The following is a 22,241-nucleotide window of genomic DNA, read 5'->3' on the forward strand; positions in this document are numbered from 1 at the left end:
CTAAAATCTTATTTTAATTTTTCCAAAATATAAGCAAAGATATGGATAGAATAGTAGAAATAGAAAAATACTCCTTTGATGAAACTTACGAAACTTCGTTGCGTCCTTCAAATTTTGATGGTTATATAGGTCAAGAAAGCATTAAAAAAAATTTAAATATCTTTATAGCTGCAGCTAAAAAACGCAATGAATGTTTAGATCATATACTTTTTAGTGGTCCTGCAGGACTTGGAAAAACAACACTAGCTAATATCATCTCCTATGAAATGGGTGCAAATATCAAAACAACCGCCGCTCCTATGATAGAAAAAAGCGGAGATTTAGCCGCTATTTTAACCAATCTTAGCGAAGGAGATATACTTTTTATCGATGAAATTCACCGCTTAAGCCCTGCTATCGAAGAAGTGCTTTACCCTGCAATGGAGGATTACCGCCTTGATATCATTATAGGTAGTGGTCCAGCTGCTCAAACCATAAAAATCGATTTACCAAAATTTACTCTTATAGGGGCTACAACTCGTGCAGGTATGCTTAGCAATCCTTTGCGCGATCGTTTTGGTATGCAATTTAGATTAGAATTTTACAAAGACAGCGAACTTGCCCTAATCTTGCAAAAAGCAGCTTTAAAACTTAATAAAACTTGCGAAGAAAAAGCCGCACTTGAGATCGCTAAAAGAAGTCGTTCAACCCCTAGAATAGCTCTAAGGCTTTTAAAAAGGGTAAGAGATTTTGCCGATGTTAATGATGAAGAAATTATCACAGAAAAAAGAGCTAATGAGGCCTTAAATTCTTTAGGAGTTAATGAGCTTGGTTTTGATGCGATGGATTTAAGATATCTTGAACTTTTAACCGCTGCTAAGCAAAAACCTATCGGACTTGCAAGCATTGCTGCGGCTTTAAGTGAAGATGAAAATACCATAGAAGATGTAATCGAGCCTTATTTATTAGCTAATGGCTATATAGAACGCACTGCAAAAGGGCGTATAGCAAGCACGAAAAGCTATAGTGCTTTAAAATTAAACTATGAAAAAACTTTATTTGAGGAGTAAATTTTGCAAAATGGAAAATTCTTTCTTATAAGCTTTATTTTAGTCATTTTATTTCTTTTGCTTTACCTTTTTAAAGGTTTTTTACTTGTAATTATCATAGCTAGTTTAATGGCGGTAGCTACCTCAAATATCAATGCGAAATTTTTAAATCTTACTAAAGGGCATAAATTTTTAGCTTCCATTCTTACAACAACTTGTATGGTTTTGCTTTTCTTTGCACCTTTTGTTTATGCTATGATAGAACTTGCCAAAGCTTTAAAGAATTTTGATATTAATTTAGTTACACAAACACTTGATTATGTCAAAAACTATCAATTTACCTTGCCCGAAAGCTTTAATTTTTTAGAACCTAAAATCAAAGAATTTTTAGCTTCTATAGATTTAAATAGCATTTCTAAACAAATTCTAAGCTATGCTTCAAGTTTTACAAAATCAGGAGCTAAATTTCTTATAGATATGGTTTTAATTTGTGTGTTTTATTTCTTTGCAAATCTATATGGAACAGAACTTGTTATCTATCTTAAATCCATCATTCCTATTGATAAAAAAGAACTCGATGATGTTTTAAGCGAAGTGGGTAATGTTATGGCTGTTGTGCTTTACTCTATGGTAATTGTAGCAATATTTCAAGGTGCACTTTTTGGTTTAATCACAATGTTTTATGGTTATGATGGAATTTTAATGGGAGTAATTTTTGCTGTAAGTTCTCTCATACCTGCTATAGGAGGAGCTTTAATTTATGTGCCTGTAAGTCTTTATGAATTTGCCTCAAACAATCTTAACTCAGCTCTTGCTATTTTTATTTATTCTGTAATTGTAATTTCTTTTATAGCAGATACTTTAATCAAACCTTTAATCATCAAATGGATCAACAAAAAACTTGTAAAAACCCCTACCAAAATCAACGAACTTTTAATTTTCTTGGCCATGATAGCAGGAATTTCAACCTTTGGTTTTTGGGGTATTATACTAGGTCCTGCGATTTTAACTTTTTTTGTATCAACTTTAAGAATGTATGTGATTTTAAAAGATAAGAATTTAATTTAACTTGCCTTAAAAAAGGCAAGTTTTATGTTCTAGGCTTTTGGGCCTATCATTTTAGTAGGATCAACAAATTTATTGAAATCTTCTTCGCTAACCAAACCAAGCTCCATTGCGCTTTCTTTTAAAGAAATACCTTTTTTATGAGCATTTTTGGCTACTTTAGCAGCGTTTTCATAACCTATGTGTGGATTTAGAGCGGTAACTAGCATTAAAGAATTATGAAGATTATGATCGATTTTTGCACGATTTGGTTCTATGCCTACAGCACAATGGATATTGAATGAATGCATAGAATCAGCCAACAAATCAAGACTTTGCAAGAAATTATAAATAATCACAGGCTTAAACACATTAAGTTCAAAATTTCCTTGACTTGCTGCAAATCCGATAGCTGCATCATTTCCCATCACTTGTACAGCAACCATAGTAACAGCTTCGCACTGGGTAGGATTTACCTTACCTGGCATAATCGAACTTCCTGGCTCATTTTCAGGAATGATAAGCTCACCAAGACCACATCTTGGACCCGAAGCTAACCATCTTATATCATTTGCAATTTTCATTAAATTTGCAGCCAAACCTTTCATAGCTCCATGAGTAAAATTAATCGCATCATGACTTGTTAAAGCATGAAATTTATTTGGACTTGAAATAAATTTTGTACCTATAAGTTGAGTTAGCTCTTCACTTACTTTTTGGCTTAATTCTGGATGTGCATTAAGCCCTGTTCCTACTGCAGTTCCTCCTATGGCAAGCTCTCTTAAAGTTGGTAAAGAAGCGATGATTTGCTCTTTTGAATGTAAAAGCATAGAAAGATATCCACTAAATTCTTGCGCTAGAGTAAGTGGAGTAGCATCTTGTAAATGCGTGCGTCCTATCTTGATAATACCATCAAATTCTTTTACTTTTTTTTCAAAAGTTGCAATAAGCTCATCAAGCGCAGGGATAAGCTTTTTCTCTACTTGCTCAACCGCAACGATACTCATAGCTGTTGGAAAAGTATCATTTGAACTTTGACTCATATTAACATGATCATTTGGATGTACAAGCTTTTCTTTGCGAAAATCCCCGCCCATGATTTCAGTGGCACGATTTGCAATAACTTCATTCATATTCATATTACTTTGTGTGCCTGAACCTGTTTGCCAAATCGCAAGTGGAAAATTATCATCAAATTTACCTGCGATAATCTCATCGCAAGCTTGAACTATAGCATTTTTCTTAGCATCATCAAGTTTGCCAAGTTTGTTATTGACCAAAGCTAAAGATTTTTTAAGATTTGCAAAAGCATAGATTAAAACCTTTGGCATTTTCTCGCAACCGATTTTGAAATTTTCAAAACTTCTTTCAGTTTGAGCTCCCCAATATTTGTCATTTGGAACCTTAACTTCACCCATGGTATCATGTTCAACTCTGTATTCCATAATTTTTTCCTTTGATTAAAATTTTATTTATTATAAGCTAAAAAAATAAATACTTTCAAAAACGTTTTCCCACTGAACTCATTAAATGCAATTCATAGGCATTATGAGAAAATCTATTCATTAACATAAACTGCCAAAATACATTGTTTTTATATAAAAATTCTGAATTAAAACCTTGACTTAAAATATTATCTTTTAATTTATATTTTTGAATAAAAGCAATAGGAAAATCAACAAAACTAGCCTTATTTTCTAAAGTTCTTCCATAAATTCTTTTTTCAAAAATTACAAAAGTAGAAAAAGAAGCTTGATAATCATCTTGCTCTATATTTTTAGCAAGATTAAAACCTAAATTTGCATTTATGCTATGATGTTTTAAACTTTCATAATTTTTAGCAAAAGGACTTTTATTTTCTTTAAAATCTTCTTGATAAAAAAAACTATGTGTAAAATACATTAAAGGATTAAAAATAAAATCTTGACCTAAAATAATATCTTTAGTTACACCAAGCTGGGCTGAAGTTTGCAATGTTTTATATTTGCCTTCAATTGGCTGCTCTACTACAAAACGATTAAGAGTATTAAATCCTACACCTATACCTAATCCACTTAATATTTTTATAAAATCTAAATCATGGTTATAATTAAGCAATAAATCCATGTTATAACTCTTCAAATCACTACCATTATTAAAATTAAATTTAGCGCTAGAAAGAGATAAAGCATAAGCTAAAAAGCCTGATGAGAAATTTTCTCCTAAAGAGATATTAGCACCTGTTTTTTGACCTGAAAAATCTTTATCTTTATAGTATTTATAACTTGGAGTAAGATGCCAAAAATATTCTTCATTGCTAAAAATTCTAGGTAAATAAGTACTAGCAAGTAAGATATTATTGTTTTGTGCAAAATTATTAATATTAAGAGGATGAAGGGTAAATAACATATTATTTTGCATTAAATTAGATTGATTATGATTACTAAAAGTGCTTAAATACCCTGAACCTTCTATTCTATTTAATTTAGTCTTTACATCTATTCCATTATCTAAAGAAGCAAAAAATTCCTGATAAGTCTGACTCAAGTCTGCCCTAGATCGCAATTGTCTTAAAGCATTTCCCAAGCTTGTATTAGGAATTTCGTAAGCATTTGGCTTTAAATTAGGTTTTATTAAGGTTTTATTAATACTCACTAAATCATCACTTAAAACAAAATCAAAATTTAAAGCATAGGTATTTTGTATCAAAACATGATTAAAAGATGATAAACTTTTTTCCAAATCTCCCAAATTAATTTTCACTGGCTTATTTAAGATATAGTATTTAGGTAAAGGAATATATTCTAAATTCCCGCTCTTAATATCATAAGTTTTTGCAATCAGTTTAGAATTTTTATAATTACCAAAATCAAGTTGCAATTTAGAATCAACTCCTTCTTGAGTATAAGTTCCTTGCACGGTTAAATCATTCAAATCTTCATTTCCAGGTCTAACTATGCCTTTATTGTTTAAATTTTGCCCTACAATACCATTACCGCTTAATATTGCTTTTTGTTCTACATAAGCATTATTTTTAACTTTTCCTTTAAGCTTTAATTCTCCTTGTTTGATTAAAGTTGCACCCTCATAAGTATTTTGACCACTGATAATCAAAATACCTTCACCTTCTTTCGATAATCCTATGTTAAGATTAGCTAAATGTGTAGGTTTATTAATAGCACTTGATAAATGAGTACTTTCATCCCATTTTCTTTGACTAATATCATTAGAAAATTCAGCATCATAACCTGCAGTGTTTATAGTATAATAAGCTGTATTAGGTTCTTGCTCATATTTTAATACATCCTGATCACTGAGTCTGTTTGCATCTAAAATACTCAGTCCTTTTAACGCCTTTTGTGCATCTAAAATTCCTTGTCCAAATAATTCTTCTTTCTCAACTCTAACTACTCCATTAATAGAACTAATAGTGGAAGTATTAAGTTTTTGTGACTGCGCACTATCTCTATTATCCCAAATATAATCACTATAATCAATCCATTGTCCATTAACTTGAACTTGTATTCCATTGTAAAGCTGTTTTAAATCCCGTTTTATTTCATCTTCTATCCCAGGTGGATCTTGCGAAATATACACAATAAGAAATTTAGGTTGATTTGTTCCATCGGTTACTTGTTTAACAGTAAATTTTGGAGCCTTATAATTTTTATTTGCTGTACTTAATAGTATATCAGCAATTTGCTTACCATCCAAAAAGGGGAAATTTTGCTTGACCAGTGCCGCTGTTCCACTTACCATAGGTGCTGCCATAGAAGTTCCACTTTTTTTTGTAAACTTATCATTAGTGCTTGAATCAACATTATTAATATTTACTCCAGCAGCAACTAAAGAAAAATTCGTAGCTCCCTTAAAACCATTACTAAAATCAGCCAAACCTTGACTTTTAATTATTAAAGTCCCATCTGATTCTAAAGTAATCTCATTTGCATCCAAAGCTCCAACAGCCAACCAAGCTCTTAAAGATTCATCATAACTTGGTAAAATCGCATGCAAAGCAGGGCTAAGAATTCCTTCATTACCAGCAGCAAATACATTTAATACTCCCTTGTCCTTGCTAAGCCTCATCATATCATTAGCAACCTTATCTGCTTTCATAACATATTCCAAAGGAGTATTACAGATATTATAGCTTGTCCCTTGATTAGTTTGAGTACAATCTACTAATCCAGAATTTGAAGCCTTAAGATTAAAATAAGGATAAAAATTAATACCCCAGCTATTATTAATAATACTCACATCTTTGAAAAAATTATAAATATCAGGAATTTGAGTGTAAGAGCCATTTGGAAACACCCCAGCTCCATAAAATTTTGCCCCATAAGCCACTCCATAAGGTTTGCTATCGCCTATCTTTGCTCCAACAGCTATACCTGCTACATGACTTCCGTGTGTTGATTTTTTCAAATCAGGTATAAGCTGTTTCCCAGCTGTATCAGTAGGATAAGTAGACTTTAAAATCTTATCCTTTAAACTAATATGATCTTGATTAAAAGCATCATCGGCTACACCTATTATAATAGTATCTCCGCTATACCCTAGCTTATGTACTTTATCAATATGATGAAGTTCAAATTCGCTTAAAGCAAAAAGTTTACAAACTAAAGTTAAACAAAAAAATTTTTTCATTTCTATTCTACCGTTACGCTTTTAGCCAAATTCCTTGGCATATCCACATCATTGCCAAGTCTTATGGAAATTTCCATCGCTAAAAGTTGAGTAATTACCATCATTTCAAAAAATTCACACATATAATGATCTTGCTCATTGGTTTTTATAAAATCATCACTTAAATCAAATTCTAAAGGTGAAATGCTAAGCACTGTAGAATCCCTAGCAATAAGCTCTTCAACATTTGATTTTGTTTTTTCATAAAGCATATGCTTTGGCATTAAAGCTATAGTATAAAGTTTAGAATCAGCCAGAGCAATAGGGCCGTGTTTCATCTCTCCTGCAGGATAACCCTCAGCGTGAAGATAAGATAATTCTTTAAGTTTCAAAGCTCCTTCTAAGGCCAAAGGATAAAACACATCTCTGCCTATAAAGAAAAAGCCATGTCCATCTAAATAACGCTTAGATAAACGATGAATTTTTTCATGTAAAGCCTGTTTTACACTCACGCAATTTGGAGTATGTAAAAGTGCTTTAATTTCAGCAGAAACATTTAAATTTCTTTTTTGTGCCATAAAAATAGCAAGCATCCAAAGTGTTAAAACCTGAGTGGCAAAAGCTTTAGTTGAAGCAACTCCTTTTTCTATACCCGCACGAGTTAAAAGACTTAGGTGTGCTAAACGCACTATATTAGAATTATCCACATTGCAAATTGCAAAAGTCTTAGCACCCTGCTCTTTTGCAATCTTTAAAGCCTCTAAAGTGTCTGCTGTTTCTCCACTTTGAGAAATAACGATAAATAAAGAATCTTTTTTTATAATTGCTTCACGGTAGCGAAATTCACTTGCAATTTCTACTTTAGCTTTAACTTTAGCAATTCTTTCAAACAAATAAGCACTTGCCATTGCAGCATGATAGCTTGTTCCACAAGCACAAAGCGTGATTTCATCTACTTGACTTAAATCTTCATTGTTTAGCTCATCAAAAACGACTTCATCGCCTTGAATACGCCCCATTAAAACTTCACTCATCACGCGACTTTGTTCATAAATTTCTTTTTCCATAAAAAAACGAAAGCCGTCTTTTTTTGCATAAGCCTTATCACCTGAAAGCTTAGAAAAACAAAGTGATTTTAAAATATCATTTTCATAAACGACAAGCTCATCTTTACTCGCGTATCCCAAGCTTAAATCTTCAAGATACATTACCTCATCACAACTTCCTATCAAAGGCGCATCACCTGAAGAAAAATACCATTCTTTATTTGCATTTTTACCGATAATCAAAGGAGCAGCATTTTTTGCAAAATACACATGATTGGGATCTTTTTTTGTTACTAACAAAGTAGCAAAAGCACCGCGAAGTTCTTTGATGGTTTTTTGCCAAGCTTCAAAAACTCCCAAATTTCTTGCATAAAATTCAAAAAGCTGAACAATCACTTCTGTATCTGTTTGACTTAAAAAACTCACGCCTTCTTTTTCAAGTTTATCTTTAATTTCTTTATAATTTTCTATAATACCATTGTGAATCACGCAAGAATACTGTCCTAAATGAGGGTGTGCGTTGATTTCAGTAGGTTTACCATGGGTTGCCCATCTTGTATGACCTACAGCAAAACCATAACCTTGACTTTCAAAATCTGTGCATTTATTCGCCAAATTTTCAAGCTTTCCTACAGCTTTAAAAAAACTAAGTTCGCCTTCTTGCATCACTGCCATACCCGCACTATCATAGCCACGATATTCTAATTCTTTAAGTCCATTTAGTATAATTTGTTTTTTTTCATTATTTCCTATATAGCCTACGATTCCACACATTTTTTTACTCACTTATTAATAAATTAACTAACTTTTGCTCGCTATGTTCTAATTTTTCATTCTTTTGAAAAATAAAAATATTACGCGTCCTTTGTCTTATGGTTTGAATTTTTGCTGCACATAAAACAAGTTCAAGTTCATTAAAAACATTCATCAAATACGCCATTAAACCTTGCTGATCTTTAGTATTAAGACCTAATTTGGCATACATTTTAGAATAGTTTAAGTCTAATTTTAACTCCTCTTTTTTAATGATTGGCTTTTTAATTTTTTTCAAATTAAAACCAGAAAGATTTGAATTTAAAAGCTCACAAAGTTTTAGTTTTTGCTCATCACTGATAATATTATCATATTCAAACCTTAAATAAATTTTATCATCAAAAAGTTCAAAAAAATTCATAAAAATAAGATTTAAATTTGTTAAAGAACTTAAAATAATGGCAATATTAAAATGAAGTGGTGCAACAATTTGCAAACTAAGATTTGTTTCATTACTAAACCAAAATTTAAAATCATTTTCTTTGGCTAATTTAGAAATCATAACAATATCTTCAAAAGTATTTTTTATAATAAAAAGATTTGATTTGATATGTATGATTTTATCCTGCAAAATTTCATCTTGCTCTAAAAAAATCTTACTTCTTTTAAGTGTTAATTCTTTTTTTACCCTTCTTGCACTTTCTTCAAGTAGATTTTCATCTTCAAAACCTTGTTTTGCATTTTCTAAAAGTTTATCAAGAACTCTAAAATAAAAAGCATTATAATTTAAAGCCTTAGCCTTTAGCCAAGTTAAAGTATATAAAAGCTCTAAATTTTCTAAATTTTCTAGCTTAGAAACCAAACTACTTACAACAATAGGATTGTATATATCTTCTTTTTCTACAAGATCTTTTAAGGCATTATTGTTTTTAAATATTTTAAGACCCCATTCTAAAATTTCATTCTTTAAATCAAATTTGGAACAATACGCTCTATATATGCCTGCTAAAGAAATTTCATTTTCACTTTCTATAGCACTTAAAAGTATCACAAGCTTTAAAATCATTTTTTCATCGGTTTTAAGTTTTTGGAGTACCTCAAGCTCATCTTCGTATTTTTCAAATTCACTTAACATAAGAAAAACTTGCTCATCAAAACTATAATTTCCTTCTTCATCGCTTAAAAAACGAACTGTCCAAAAAGGCTTGCATAAATCTTTTAAAATTCCACTATCAAGCAAAAGTTTTAAAACACAAAAACTATGCCTTTTATAAAAAATTTTCTCAAAAAGTATTAAAGCTTTTTCTATATCTTTTTTACCGTATTTCAATCTTCTTAGGGCAAAAACCAAGTGAAGATCGAAAATAACCTGTTTATCTTCAAGTTTTAATAAGTATTCTAAAACTTCCACAAGAGTTTTAAATTTATATTCTTGTTTAAGAGTATGATTTAATCCATCTTGAATTTGCTTTGCTAAAAAGTGTGTATAAAAACCTATAGTATGCATACTTTGTAAAGCCTTTTGAACCAACAACTCATTTGCTCCAAAATGTTTTTTAGCTTTTTTATACATTAATTCACTCAAATCATGAACATTAATAAGTAAAAACTCATCCTCATCTTTAGCACTTAATAAATTCATCGCTGATTTTAAAGAAAGTAAAAAATCTCCAGCTAAACGCAACTCGCTTAAATTTTTTTCATCTATAAAATTTAAAGCATAATTTTTTGGAGAAGTCTTAAAAAGAACAAGCAAACTCTCTAAGGATCTTAAATGATTTAATCCGCCAAAATCTTTTAAGATATTAAATTCCTGCTTTATAAATGGAATATCAAATTCTTTAAAATTTTCTAGCAAAAGCTTGGCAAAATCATTTTTATTTTCTTTTAAAATACTCTCAAATTTTGTCTTAATCCCTTTAAATAAAATCCTAGAACCACATATGAAACGAGTTTGTATTATAGAAGTCTTAAGCTCATTGCTAGCATTATAAAGTCCGTTAAATTCTAAGATAACAGAGTCAATTTGCAAATGCGCATCATTTAAAATTTCGATAAAAGCCTTAATCATAGGTTTTAAATGAAAAGCCTTAATATCTTTATAAACAAAAATCAAAGAAATACTTTCATTAAAACAAAGACTATTATTTGCATATGCTTTGCTTGCTAAAACACAAAAAGGGATATTATCACCTGGAGGTGAAAAATCATCAAAATAATCTTTAAGAACTATATCATAAGCTTTTTTTATGAAATTATCCATATTTTTAGAATGATATAAGCTAAACGCCCCTTGCTTAAGAAAAAATTTTCTACAACTTTGGGTATAGGAACTAAGATTTTTTTTAAAAATTTCTAATTCTTTATTTAACAAAATTTCTACTCTCTTTAAATTTTAATAATAATCTTAACAAAAATATCTTTTATTTTGGCTTTTTCTATAAACTCTTTTTCAGTAAGCAAAAATTATAATGCTTTATTTAAAAACAGCAAAAGAGTAAAATTAAAATGAAAAATTTAATTACCAAACTAGAAAATGAAGAAAGATTAAACCAAGAAGAAGCCAATGCACTTTGGGATCTAGATCTTTTTACCTTAGGCAAATACGCTCACAAAAAACGCACTAAACTTCATGGAAAAAAAGTCTATTTTAATATCAATCGTCATATCAATCCAACTAATATCTGTGCAGATACCTGTAAATTTTGTGCCTTTTCAGCACACCGAAAAAATCCTAATCCTTATTTGATGACTCATGAAGAAATCATGAAAATTGTTGATGAAACCGTAAAACGAGAAACTAAAGAAGTGCATATCGTTTCAGCTCACAACAAAGATACAACTTGGCAGTGGTATTTAGAAATTTTTAAAATGATAAAAGAAAAATATCCCAATCTTCATGTAAAAGCTATGACTGCTGCTGAGATTGATTTTTTACATCGCCGTTTTAAAATGAGCTATGAAGAAGTGATAGAAAAAATGCTTGAATACGGCGTTGATTCTATGCCTGGGGGTGGAGCTGAAATTTTTGATGAAGAAGTGCGTAAGAAAATTTGTCATGGAAAAGTTAGCAGTGAAAATTGGCTTAAAATTCATAAACTTTGGCATGAAAAAGGCAAGCAAAGTAATGCTACCATGCTTTTTGGGCATATAGAAGAAAGACATCACAGGATCGATCATATGTTAAGACTGCGTGATCTTCAAGATCAAACCGGTGGATTTAATGCTTTTATCCCTCTAGTTTGGCAAAGGGATAATAGCTTTATACAAACTGATAAAATCATGGATAGTGAAGAAATTTTAAAAACCATTGCCATTGCTCGTTTAGTGCTTGATAATATTAAAAATATCAAAGCTTACTGGGCAACAATGACTTTAAATTTAGCCATGGTAGCACAAGAATTTGGAGCTAATGATTTAGACGGTACCATAGAAAAAGAAAGCATACAGAGTGCAGGTGGTGCAAAATCTGCTAAAGGCACAAGTTTAAAAACTTTTGTCGATATGATAAAAACTTCAAATCTTATTCCTGTAGAACGCGATAGTTTATACAACGAGCTAAAAACCTACTAAGGAGAAAAAATGGACTTTTTTAAACTCAAAGAAAACAATACGAGTTTTAAAACTGAAGTTATAGCAGGGCTTACTACTTTTTTGGCTATGGTTTACATTATCCCCGTAAATTCTAGCATAGTAGGAAATACAGGAATGCCCATAGAAGCTTTAATCACCGCAACAGCTTTAATCACCATAGTTGCAAGTGCTTTTAATGCTTTTTTTGCCAATACTCCTGTAGCTATGAGTGTAGGAATGGGTTTAAATGCTTATTTTACCTTTGCGGTTTGTTTAGGTCAAAACATAGCTTGGCAAAGTGCCTTAGGAGCTGTTTTTATTTCAAGTATTATTTTTCTCATACTTTCTTTTACGCATTTTCGTCTTTGGGTAATCCGCAATATCCCAAAAGATTTACGCCTTGCAATTTGTGCGGGCATAGGTTGTTTTATTGCATTTTTAGGCTTGAGTCAAATGGGTGTGATAATGCATAATAAAGATACTTTAGTCAGTATAGGAAATTTCAAAAGCCCTCATGTGCTTTTTGGAATTTTCACTCTAGCTTTAATCATCTTTTTTTGGGCTATAAAACTTCGCGGAGCTTTTATTTTGGGGGTATTAGTAAGCTCTATTATTGCTTGGATTTTCCATTTAGACAATGCAAGTTTTCCTGTGCAAATCTTTTCTTGGCCAAATTTTAGCATGGAAAATGGTTTAGGGGCCATCTTTTTACAACTTGATATCAAAAGTGCCTTAAATATTACTATGATACCTATAATTCTTACTTTTTTTATCACTCAACTTTTTGATAGCATAGGAACTATCACAGGTGTGGGTGAAAGAGGAAAGATTTTTGATGATCCCAAAAATGGAGAAAAAAAACTAAGCAAAACCTTAATGGCAGATGCAACAGGATCAGCCTTAGGAGCTATGACAGGCACTTCTACAGTTACAGCTTTTGTTGAAAGCACTACAGGAGTTGAAAGCGGAGGAAGAACGGGGCTTACAGCTTTAGTTGTAGCTATTTGTTTTGCTTTTACACTTTTTTTACTGCCACTTTTTAAAGCTATTCCTGCAAACGCAATATACCCAGTACTTGTAATGGTTGGAATTTTAATGTTCATGGAAGTTAAAAATATAGATTTTAAAGATAGTGCTATAGCCGTAGCAAGCTTTTTTACTATTATCATGATGCCTTTTACTTACTCCATCACCACAGGTTTTGCTTTTGGTTTTCTTTCTTATTTACTTGTAAGAATTTTTAAACGCGAATGGGATAAAATCAACCTTGGCATTATAGTTTTAAGTTTATTATCTTTGGGTAATTTTCTACTTATAGCACTACAATAAATAAGGATATATAATGATATTTTACTCCTATGAAGAATTTAAAGAAGATGTAAAAATTCTTGCTAAAGAAATTAAAAAAGATTTTAATCCTGATGCACTTTTAGCTATAGCAAGAGGAGGGATGAGTTTAGGACACTCTTTAGCAGTGGCTTTAAAAACGCGTCAGCTTTTTGCTTTAAACTCAATTCATTACGATAATACAAAAAAACTTGATACTATTGAAATTTTCAACATTCCTGATTTAAGCAAGCACAAAAAAATTCTACTCATTGATGATATAGTAGATAGTGGAGAAAGTTTAGCAGAAATAAAAAAAGTTTTGCTTGAAAAATTTCCTCATATAGAACTTAAAATTGCAACCATTTTTTATAAAAAAACTGCTCTTTTAGAGCCTGATTTTAAAGTAAAAGAAGCTACTGAATGGGTGGATTTTTACTGGGATATAAATCTTGATTAAAAATTTGCTATAATTTTACTTTTAAAATTTTTAGGAGTTTTTGCTTGAGAATAAAATTTATATCTTTTATTTTAATTTTTTTTACTATTTTTGCTTTTGCTAAAGAACAAAATTTAGATGATTTTGAACAAGAATACCAAAACTATCAAGTAAACGATCCACTTTCAGGATATAACAAAGCTATGACAAGCTTTAATGTGGCTTTGTATGATTATGGTTTGCGTCCCGTTCTTAAGGGCTATAACGCTATCACTCCTGAATTTATAAGATTAGGAGTAAGAAATTTCTTTGATAATTTACTTGCTCCTTTGCGTTTTATAGGCAATGTTTTGCAGTTTAAATTTGAAGAAGCGGGAGAAGAATTTAAAAGATTTACCGCCAATACCATTATGGGCTTTGGTGGACTTATGGATGTGGCATCAAAAATGGGTCTTAAAAAACATCCCGCGGACTTAGGAACCGTTTTGGCTCACTGGGGTGTAGGAAGCGGTTTTCATATTGTCTTACCTATACTCGGCCCTAGTAATCTTAGAGATACTCTTGCTTTACCTGCAACTTGGTATGCAAGTTTTACCGCTTACATTGATCCTACTTGGGCAAGTATAGCTATAAGTGCTTATGGATTTGGTAATGAACTTAGTTTTAGACTTGATGAAATTGATGAAATTTATCACAACACGCCTAATTTATATCCATTCTTGCGTGATGCTTACGAGCAAAGACGCAATGAACTTAGCAAATAAAGGAAAATAATGAAAAAAATATTTCTAATCTTGGCTTTATTTTTTAATGCTTTTGCCTTACAGCTAGATGAAATTTCTAGTACTATGCAAAAAAACATTGATGCAAGCTTAAAACTTTTACAAGATAGCAAAGAAGACAAAAAACAAGCTGCTGATGGAATTTTTAAACTTTTTGATAGCATAATAGATTATAAACTCATGGCAAAACTCAGTCTTTCAAAAAATTATTCTAAATTAACCCCAAAAGAACAAGAAAAATTTACCACAGCCTTTGAAACAAGTCTTAAAAAAAGTTTTACCGATAAACTCAGTCTTTATAAAGATCAGGTTTTAAAGGTCAAAAATGGTGAGTTAAAAAATGAAAAACGCTATTTTTTAACTACTTCTATGGTAGTAGATGGGGAAGAAAAAAATATCATTTTTAAATTTTACAATGATAATAATAACTGGCTTATTTATGATGTAGATGTTTTAGGTGTGAGTATAGTACAAACTTATAGATCACAATTTGGAGATATTTTAGCCAACCAAGGCTTTGATGCCCTACTTCAAAAACTTGAAAGTATTGCCATAGAATAATGTTTGCAAAGCTTTTAAAGTTTTTTATTTCTCGTCCAAAAAGTACTTTTTTTGGAACCTTGTTTATATGCCTGTTTTTAAGCTTTTTTGCTTTTAAGCTTAGTGTAGATGCAAGTGCTGAAAGTTTACTTTTGGAAGATGATGCAGATTTAAAAACTTTTAGAGAAATTTCAAAACATTATAAAAGTGATAATTTTTTACTTTTAGCCTTCAAACCCTATGATGAAAAACCTTTTTCAAATGAAAATTTAGCCAAATTAAAAAAACTTCATGAAGAATTAGAAAAGGCTCCTTTAGTAGAACGCGTTTTTAGTATCATCAATGCCCCTTTGCTTCAAAGTTCTCAAAATACGGATTTAAAAGAACTTTTAAAAAATATCCCAAACATAGAAAGCCAAGATATAAACCGCACAAAAGCCCGAAATGAAATTTTAAATAGTCCCTTTTATAAAAATAATATCATCTCAAAAGATGGAAAAGTAACAGGGCTTATTATTTACTTAAAGCCTGATACAGTTTATAATAATCTTATAGAAAAACGCGATCTTGCTACCGATGAAAAAGAAAAAGATCAAATTCGTCTTGCCATAAAAGAACATCAAGACAAGCAAAAAGTTATCACGAAACAAAGTCTAGATACTATTAAAAGCATAGTTCGAAATTATGAAAAAAATAAAGATACGCTCTACCTTGGTGGCGTAAGCATGATCGCTGATGATATGATAGCTTATATAAAATCTGATCTTGTGCTTTATGGTGTTTCTCTTGTATTTTTACTAGGACTTGCACTTTATTATTTTTTCCGTTCATGGCGCTTTGTTTTTTTACCTCTTTTTATTTGTTTTATAAGCTTAAGTGCGGCTAGTGGAGTTTTTGCACTTTTAAATTTTCAAATCACGGTTATTTCATCAAATTACGTTGCTTTGGTTTTAATTATCACCTTAAGTGTAGTTGTTCATTTGATCACGCATTTTATCGAAAGCACCCAAAATCATCCCAAAGCTAAAGTTGAGCGCATAGTGCTTGAAACCTTACTAGCCAAAGCAAATCCTAGCCTTTATGCCATTGTTACAACAATGATAGGATTTTTTTCTTTAATCCTATCAAATATCGAACCTATCATAAAACTTGGTATTATGATGAGTATAGGTATAGGTTTAGCTCTTATCTTTAGTTATTTATTTTTAGCAAGTATCTTGGTTCTTTTAAAACCAAAAAATTATCATAAAAAAGAGTTTAAATTTAATCTTTTAGCCTTTTGTGCCAAAACCGCTCTTGATCCTAAAAAACGTCGCATGATTTATGGAATTTCAGTTCTTGCTATAATCTTAGCTTTAATAGGCATTTCAAAACTCAGGGTTGAAAATTCTTTTGTCAATTATTTCAAAGATGGTAGTGAAATCAAAAAAGGACTTTTGGTTATTGATAAAAATCTAGGTGGAACCTTGCCTTTAGAAGTGATCATTCGTTTTCCAAATAATAAAAACGATCAAAATACAAGCGATACTCTTGATAGTTTTGAAAGTGAATTTGAAAATTTAGCCACACAAGAAACTTATTGGTTTGACTCTAAAAAAACACGCATTGCAAAAAAAGTTCATGAATTTTTAGAAAACAAAGAATTTGTAGGCTCGGTTTTAAGTCTTAATAGTCTTTTAACCCTGGGGAAAAATATCAACGATGGAAAAGAGTTAGATGATTTTGCTCTTGCATTTTTAAATGAGAATTTACCTGCTAAATTTAAACAAGACTTACTCTCACCTTTTGTAAGTATAGAAAATAACGAGTTAAGATTTAGCATGCGTATTGTTGATTCTGATCCGAATTTAAGACGTAATAAGTTTTTAATAGATCTTAAAAAACAGCTTAACGAGCTTGTAAAAAACGATGGAGTAGAAGTGCAAATCACAGGCATAATGGTGCTTTATAATAATATGCTTCAAAGTCTTTTTTCATCGCAATTTGATACTCTTATATTTGTAATTTTAGCTATTTTTATACTTTTTATCATTGTTTTTAGAGATTTAAAATTTTCAGTTGCGGCTATATTCGTAAATGTTATTCCTTTAAGCGTGGTTTTTGCTCTTATGGGACTTTTAGGTATTCCTTTGGATATGATGAGTATCACTATAGCTGCTATTGCTATAGGTATAGGCGTTGATGATGCTATACATTATATTTATCGTTTTAGAGAAGAAATTAAAAACAAAAGCCTAGAAGAAGCCATTATGATTTCTCACCTTAGTATAGGTTCGGCACTTTATTATACCACAATTAGCATAGTTTTAGGTTTTAGTGTTATGGTGAGTAGTAATTTCATTCCAACAATTTATTTTGGAATTTTAACCGTTTTTGTAATGATTTTGCTTTTAAGTGGAAGTTTGTTCTTATTACCAAGCTTTTTAATCACTATTTATTCTAAGAAAACCAAGTTTCCAAACCAACATAAAGAGCATATATTAAAACAATAATAGCTATATATTTTAAAAAATTTTTCATTTTTATCCTTTATTTAAAATCTTTAAAATGATTTTTGCAAGCTCTAAAGCTTTAAAACGATGAGAGATATTATTCTTCTCATCCACGCTAAGCTGGGCTAAGGTTTTATCAAAACCCTTTGGAATAAAAAGGCTATCATAACCAAAACCATTTTCACCTTTTTCTGTATCTATTACTTTTCCATGCATGGTTCCATGCGTACTAAATTCCCCCATCAAACCTACCATAGCAATAGCAGCAACATAATGCGCCTTACTTTGTTTAAAACCTTTTTTTATCATTTCATTGACAAGTTTATCACGGTTACTTTTATCATCGCCCTTACCGCTAAATCGAGCAGAATAAATTCCTGGATTTCCTTCTAAAACATCTACACAAATGCCACTATCATCACTTAAAGCGATAAAATCTTTTTTTTGCTTTTCATCCAAAGCATTAAAAACTGCTCTTGCTTTAATCAAGGCGTTTTCTTTAAAAGTTTTTCCATTTTCTTCAATCTCAAAAGGCATTAAAACTTCATCAAAGGCATAAATTTCAAAATCTTTCAAAATTTCTTTAAGTTCTAAAACCTTATGCTTATTGCTCGTAGCTAGGATAATCTTCATAACAAAAGCTCCAAAATAATATCAAAACAAAAATATGATTTTATAAAATTTATCCTTGTGCGTAGCTTTTAAATATCAAATGATAAAACGATGTTAATCAATGCTTAATCCATTTCATAGTAAAATTATCCTAATTTAAATTTCAAATTTAATAGGAAATTGATAATGCTAAATAATGTCTTACCCTTATCTTTCATAGTTGGAACAAGATTTTTTGGGCTTTTTATAGTTTTGCCAGTTTTAAGTCTTTATGCTTTAAAACTTGAAGGTGCTAATGAATTTTTAGTGGGACTTTTAGTTGGTGTTTATGCCTTAACCCAAATGATTTTACAAATGCCTTTTGGGATTTTAAGTGATAAAATTGGTCGTAAAAAAACCATGCTCATTGGACTGATTATTTTTATAATAGGCTCTTTAATCTGCTCTTTTGCGGAAAATATCTACATCATGCTTTTAGGGAGAATGCTCCAAGGTGCAGGGGCCATTGGAGCAGTAGCTACAGCAATGATAAGTGATTTTATCACAGAAGAAAATCGTGGTAAAGCCATGGCGGTAATGGGTTCTTTTATAGGACTTAGTTTTGCAGCCTCTATGGTCATTTCTCCTCTAATGAGTGCAAAATGGGGTTTATCTAGCCTTTTTGATCTTAGTGCGGCTTTGTCTCTTTTATGTATAATTTTACTTTATACCGTTGTACCTAAAGAAAATAAAATCACTCATGAAAATGAAAAAACTCCTTTTTTTCATCTTATTAAACAAAAAAATTTAGCCCTTATGAATCTTACTAATTTCATGCAAAAAATGCTTATGAGTATAGCATTTTTAAGTATTCCTATTATTCTAGTAAAACATTTAGGCTTTGCTTCTGATAAACTTTGGATTGTTTATAGCGCTTCTATGGTAGCAGGTTTTATCGCTATGGGCTTTGCTGGAAGTTTAGGCGAAAAAAGAGGTTTAGCTAAACAAATTTTACTCTTAGGAATTGTTTTTTTCATACTTTCTTATCTTTTTTTTACTTTTAGTAATTCTATTGATTTTTTTATCATAGCAGTTGTGATTTTTTTTATAGGTTTTAATTTACATGAGCCTATTATGCAAAGTTGTGCATCAAAATTTTGTAAAGTTCATGAAAAAGGTGCAGCATTAGGGTTGTTTAATGCTTTTGGATATGGTGGAAGTTTTATAGGTGGTATTATCGGAGGGATATTTTTACATCTAGATACCTTAAATCTTTTAGCTATTATTTTAGTAATTTTAGCTCTAATTTGGCTTGTGGCATTATTTTTCTTAAAAAATCCAGCTGATTTTAAAAACCTTTATCTACCTTTAGAAACGCCTTTAAATTTCAGTACTTTTGGTGAAAATTTAGGGGTTGTAGATATTTATAAAAACTCTAAAAATCTTGTTGTTAAATTTGATAGCAAACTTACAAGTAAAGAAGAATTAGAAGGCAAATTATGAAAAAAATATTATTTTTATTCTGTTCTTTTTTTCTAGCTTTTGCAAAACCAAGTCTAGAGATACCCAAGCTCTCAAAACAAGCAAAACAAAACTTTATTTTAGAAAATGTCAAATTTAATTATAATGGCACAATATATAAAATTTTTATAGCTAAAAACAAGAATGAAAACTCAAATTATAAATATAAAATCATTTATTTACTCGATGGAAATGCCTTTTTTCCTCTTTTTTTAAATCTTTTCAACACTCCTGTCAAAGAAAATCTTTTAATTATTGGAATAGGTTATGATAATAATTTAGCTTTTGATACACAAAAACGCACTAAAGATTATACGCCTACAACAAATTTAAATAAACAAGGTGGAGGTAGTAAAGAATTTAGAAATTTCTTAACAACCCAACTCATCCCTTATATCAACAAAATGTATCCTATTGATTTTAGCCATCAAATTCTCTTTGGACATTCTTTTGGAGGACTTTTTGCCATTGATACACTTCTTTATGATAGTAAGATTTTTAGTCATTATTTTATTATTTCACCTTCTTTATGGTGGGATAATAGTGAGTTTTTACCTAATATCATAAAATTACAAACTTGCCCTAAAATTTACATCGGATTAGGTTCATTGGAAACAAATTCAAGTATTATCAAAGGTGTAGCTAAGCTCAATGCTCAAAAACTTAGCGAAAAAATATCCAAAGAAACTAATTGTAAAACTCATTTTAAACTTTTTAAAAATGAAACTCATGGAAGTGTCATATCTAAAGCTATGCTGTGGATGAAAAAGCTTCTTGATCTTAATTAATCATTGCTTTTATCATCACTTTTGCCTTGCAATCTGCACAGCAATAAAGTGTTTTGATTTTATTCTCATCATTACCAAATTTAGGTTTCATTAAATTGGCTATTTTTTCTACGGCTTTTTTGGTCGCAAATTCTTTACCACATTCTATACAGGCAAAAAGCTCATCTTTTGCCATGGTTTGATATTCAAAATAAGAAGCTCTAAACTCCATTCCACTACGAAATAATTTTAAAGTATCTTTTTCGGCACAACTTAACTCACAATACCCACAAGTCGTACAAAGAGAAGCATTGAATTTCAAAGCATTTTCTTGTTTATCAGCGATTAAAGCTCCTACATTACAGGCACCAACGCAAGAAAGACAAAGCGTACAGGTGTTAGGATTGATTTCTACCTTACCATAACGCAACCATTCGCCACTTTCTATACTACCAAAATCTTCATTTTTTATCATTTCTTGCATTCTTTTGGCAAAATTTTCTCTTGTAGTTAAGGTGTTATTATGAAAATCATATTTTAAATCTTGTATGAATTCTTGCTCTTTTAAAACATTTTGCAATTCTTTTTCATCTTTAGCAACAAAAATAGCTTTTTTTTGAAATTTTCTCTCAAAAAAAGTATTTAAAAGCGTAATGGCTTCATTGCTACCACGAGATACAAAGTCCGTATAAAAAACCAAATTTGCACCACTATTTTGCAAAAGTGTTAAAAAATGCATAGAAGAAAGCCATTTTTCACCCTCTATCATAAAGGGTAAAACATCTTTTGGTAAAGCAAGATTTAAATTTTCTAAAGACATTTTTTTAGGAATGATTAAAATTTTTTTATCTTTATAAAACTCGCAAAGGATAAAAAAACTTTCTCTTGGCATAGGAGCATAATCAAGCGATCCGCTAGGACACACGCTAATACATCCTCCACAACCCAAACAATCCACTTGAGAAAATTCCAAATGTTTATTTTCATCATCTTTTAAAATCGCCACAGTAGGACAAATTTCAGCACATTTTGCACAATGCTCACTGCGTCTTTCGTGGTATTGACACACGCTAGCATTATAGCTAATATAAGTTTTATAAGGATATTTTGGACTTTTGCTTTGTAAAAACTCAAGCAATACTTCAAGATTTTCAAAATTTAAAAGATTATAACATCCACTTTGTCTTGTAAAATCTTTACGCACAACGCTTAAATCTTCAGCTTTAAAAAGTAAAAAATCAAAATCTATTTCCACTTCTTCGCCTTGATTTTTAACCACAGCACAAAGCTCCCCTACACTTCCAAAAACAGCTAAAATTTCTGCACTACTTAAAGCAATAACCTTAAATCCATGTTCTTTTAAAAACTCTACGGTTTGAGTATCACTATCTACTAAAATCAAACGATTTTGCACTTCTTTGCTTTGTTCTAAATCAAGCCCTAAATCATAAACACTAGCTCTTGCTTCATAAAGCGTTAAAACATTTTTACTTTGCTCTAAAATTTCATCTTGAGAATTTTTAAGATAAAAATTAATCTCAGGGGCATAAATTTGTGCTTTTTGATTTTTATCATTGCAAATTAATACTTCTTTATCATTTATCTGATCTAAAATTTCAATAGCATCAGGCAAAGGGATTAAAACATCATTTTTTATATAAACAAAATCTTGCATTGTCTTCCTTAATCTCTTTAAAACATCATTTTATAAATTCTATGTTAAAATAACCAAAT

The 22,241-nt window shown here is 30.5% G+C and carries 16 protein-coding genes; 10 read left to right on the top strand and 6 right to left on the bottom strand.

Going from position 1 to position 22,241, the window contains the following annotated elements:
• Nucleotides 1–41 precede the first annotated feature (41 nt).
• The gene (gene ruvB / locus AT682_RS07165; protein WP_002882690.1) at nt 42–1,049 is read left to right on the top strand and encodes a Holliday junction branch migration DNA helicase RuvB; all 1,008 of its coding nucleotides are present in this window, start codon (nt 42–44) and stop codon (nt 1,047–1,049) included.
• 3 nt (nt 1,050–1,052) lie between these two features.
• Complete coding sequence (gene amaA / locus AT682_RS07170) at nt 1,053–2,096, top strand: AI-2E family transporter (RefSeq protein WP_002882689.1); 1,044 nt, start codon at nt 1,053–1,055, stop codon at nt 2,094–2,096.
• A 29-nt stretch (nt 2,097–2,125) separates the two neighbouring features.
• Here the strand turns inward: amaA and fumC are convergent, their stop codons facing one another.
• Genes fumC through AT682_RS07190 form a run of 4 tightly spaced genes read right to left on the bottom strand, consistent with a single transcriptional unit; the run spans nt 2,126 to nt 10,850 of the window.
• Nucleotides 2,126–3,517, bottom strand: a complete 1,392-nt coding sequence (fumC, locus tag AT682_RS07175) for a class II fumarate hydratase (protein WP_002856014.1) — start codon at nt 3,515–3,517, stop codon at nt 2,126–2,128.
• Between the two features lie 55 nt (nt 3,518–3,572).
• Nucleotides 3,573–6,698: a S8 family serine peptidase gene (locus AT682_RS07180; protein WP_002858452.1), complete on the bottom strand. Its 3,126-nt coding sequence runs from the start codon at nt 6,696–6,698 to the stop codon at nt 3,573–3,575.
• A gap of 2 nt (nt 6,699–6,700) precedes the next feature.
• Nucleotides 6,701–8,497, bottom strand: coding sequence for a glutamine--fructose-6-phosphate transaminase (isomerizing) (glmS, locus tag AT682_RS07185; RefSeq protein ID WP_002855784.1), 1,797 nt, complete (start codon nt 8,495–8,497; stop codon nt 6,701–6,703).
• 4 nt (nt 8,498–8,501) lie between these two features.
• Complete coding sequence (locus AT682_RS07190; protein ID WP_002882687.1) at nt 8,502–10,850, bottom strand: nucleotidyltransferase; 2,349 nt, start codon at nt 10,848–10,850, stop codon at nt 8,502–8,504.
• A 134-nt stretch (nt 10,851–10,984) separates the two neighbouring features.
• Between AT682_RS07190 and mqnE the strand changes: the two genes are divergently transcribed.
• From mqnE to AT682_RS07220, 6 genes are read left to right on the top strand one after another with little or no spacing between them, the layout of a single operon-like run.
• A complete protein-coding gene (mqnE, locus tag AT682_RS07195; protein WP_002882685.1) occupies nt 10,985–12,049 on the top strand; it encodes an aminofutalosine synthase MqnE in 1,065 nt (354 codons plus the stop codon).
• Between the two features lie 9 nt (nt 12,050–12,058).
• Nucleotides 12,059–13,378, top strand: a complete 1,320-nt coding sequence (locus tag AT682_RS07200) for an NCS2 family permease (RefSeq protein WP_002882683.1) — start codon at nt 12,059–12,061, stop codon at nt 13,376–13,378.
• A gap of 13 nt (nt 13,379–13,391) precedes the next feature.
• The gene (locus AT682_RS07205; RefSeq protein ID WP_002853580.1) at nt 13,392–13,835 is read left to right on the top strand and encodes a phosphoribosyltransferase; all 444 of its coding nucleotides are present in this window, start codon (nt 13,392–13,394) and stop codon (nt 13,833–13,835) included.
• A gap of 44 nt (nt 13,836–13,879) precedes the next feature.
• Nucleotides 13,880–14,578: an MlaA family lipoprotein gene (locus AT682_RS07210; protein WP_002882682.1), complete on the top strand. Its 699-nt coding sequence runs from the start codon at nt 13,880–13,882 to the stop codon at nt 14,576–14,578.
• Nucleotides 14,579–14,587: 9 nt separating this feature from the next.
• Nucleotides 14,588–15,157: a Tgt2/MlaC family protein gene (locus tag AT682_RS07215; protein ID WP_002882680.1), complete on the top strand. Its 570-nt coding sequence runs from the start codon at nt 14,588–14,590 to the stop codon at nt 15,155–15,157.
• Complete coding sequence (locus AT682_RS07220) at nt 15,157–17,628, top strand: efflux RND transporter permease subunit (protein ID WP_002882679.1); 2,472 nt, start codon at nt 15,157–15,159, stop codon at nt 17,626–17,628. The genes AT682_RS07215 and AT682_RS07220 overlap by 1 nt, the downstream gene beginning before the upstream one ends.
• A 30-nt stretch (nt 17,629–17,658) precedes the next feature.
• On the opposite strand, the gene rdgB is transcribed toward AT682_RS07220, so the two are convergent.
• On the bottom strand, nt 17,659–18,261 hold the full coding sequence (gene rdgB / locus AT682_RS07225) for an RdgB/HAM1 family non-canonical purine NTP pyrophosphatase (protein WP_002855675.1): 603 nt from the start codon (nt 18,259–18,261) through the stop codon (nt 17,659–17,661).
• A gap of 165 nt (nt 18,262–18,426) precedes the next feature.
• On the opposite strand from rdgB, the gene AT682_RS07230 reads away from it, so the two are divergent.
• On the top strand, nt 18,427–19,722 hold the full coding sequence (locus tag AT682_RS07230) for an MFS transporter (RefSeq protein ID WP_002882678.1): 1,296 nt from the start codon (nt 18,427–18,429) through the stop codon (nt 19,720–19,722).
• On the top strand, nt 19,719–20,528 hold the full coding sequence (locus tag AT682_RS07235; protein ID WP_002854148.1) for an alpha/beta hydrolase: 810 nt from the start codon (nt 19,719–19,721) through the stop codon (nt 20,526–20,528). The genes AT682_RS07230 and AT682_RS07235 overlap by 4 nt, the downstream gene beginning before the upstream one ends.
• On the opposite strand, the gene AT682_RS07240 is transcribed toward AT682_RS07235, so the two are convergent.
• Nucleotides 20,521–22,182 carry a 4Fe-4S dicluster domain-containing protein gene (locus tag AT682_RS07240; RefSeq protein WP_002882677.1) on the bottom strand — a complete coding sequence of 554 codons (1,662 nt, stop codon included), beginning with the start codon at nt 22,180–22,182 and terminating at the stop codon, nt 20,521–20,523. The genes AT682_RS07235 and AT682_RS07240 overlap by 8 nt on opposite strands.
• Nucleotides 22,183–22,241 lie beyond the last annotated feature (59 nt).

This window comes from Campylobacter jejuni, from assembly GCF_001457695.1.
Lineage (GTDB): Bacteria > Campylobacterota > Campylobacteria > Campylobacterales > Campylobacteraceae > Campylobacter_D > Campylobacter_D jejuni.

Bases quoted from the DNA above. Each gene is read 5' to 3' on its own strand.
- AT682_RS07180 (WP_002858452.1), bottom strand. From the start codon at position 6,698: ATGAAAAAATTTTTTTGTTTAACTTTAGTTTGTAAACTTTTTGCTTTA.
- AT682_RS07240 (WP_002882677.1), bottom strand. From the start codon at position 22,182: ATGCAAGATTTTGTTTATATAAAAAATGATGTTTTAATCCCTTTGCCT.
- AT682_RS07205 (WP_002853580.1), top strand. From the start codon at position 13,392: ATGATATTTTACTCCTATGAAGAATTTAAAGAAGATGTAAAAATTCTT.
- AT682_RS07230 (WP_002882678.1), top strand. From the start codon at position 18,427: ATGCTAAATAATGTCTTACCCTTATCTTTCATAGTTGGAACAAGATTT.
- glmS (WP_002855784.1), bottom strand. From the start codon at position 8,497: ATGTGTGGAATCGTAGGCTATATAGGAAATAATGAAAAAAAACAAATT.
- rdgB (WP_002855675.1), bottom strand. From the start codon at position 18,261: ATGAAGATTATCCTAGCTACGAGCAATAAGCATAAGGTTTTAGAACTT.
- AT682_RS07235 (WP_002854148.1), top strand. From the start codon at position 19,719: ATGAAAAAAATATTATTTTTATTCTGTTCTTTTTTTCTAGCTTTTGCA.
- ruvB (WP_002882690.1), top strand. From the start codon at position 42: ATGGATAGAATAGTAGAAATAGAAAAATACTCCTTTGATGAAACTTAC.
- AT682_RS07220 (WP_002882679.1), top strand. From the start codon at position 15,157: ATGTTTGCAAAGCTTTTAAAGTTTTTTATTTCTCGTCCAAAAAGTACT.
- AT682_RS07215 (WP_002882680.1), top strand. From the start codon at position 14,588: ATGAAAAAAATATTTCTAATCTTGGCTTTATTTTTTAATGCTTTTGCC.
- AT682_RS07200 (WP_002882683.1), top strand. From the start codon at position 12,059: ATGGACTTTTTTAAACTCAAAGAAAACAATACGAGTTTTAAAACTGAA.
- mqnE (WP_002882685.1), top strand. From the start codon at position 10,985: ATGAAAAATTTAATTACCAAACTAGAAAATGAAGAAAGATTAAACCAA.
- fumC (WP_002856014.1), bottom strand. From the start codon at position 3,517: ATGGAATACAGAGTTGAACATGATACCATGGGTGAAGTTAAGGTTCCA.